This window comes from Neobacillus sp. MER 74, from assembly GCF_023714155.1.
In genome coordinates, this window is record NZ_JAMAUV010000127.1 from 1 (window position 1) to 243 (window position 243).

Annotated in this window: 1 rRNA gene; it reads left to right on the forward strand. The window is 53.5% G+C overall.

The annotated features are described in order from the left end of the window. A 16S ribosomal RNA gene (locus tag M3610_RS27840) occupies nucleotides 1-243 on the forward strand; the annotation flags it as partial.

Below are 243 nucleotides of genomic sequence, written 5' to 3' on the forward strand. Positions count from 1 at the left end.
GCCGCAAGGCTGAAACTCAAAGGAATTGACGGGGGCCCGCACAAGCGGTGGAGCATGTGGTTTAATTCGAAGCAACGCGAAGAACCTTACCAGGTCTTGACATCCTCTGACACTCCTAGAGATAGGATTTTCCCCTTCGGGGGACAGAGTGACAGGTGGTGCATGGTTGTCGTCAGCTCGTGTCGTGAGATGTTGGGTTAAGTCCCGCAACGAGCGCAACCCTTGATCTTAGTTGCCAGCATT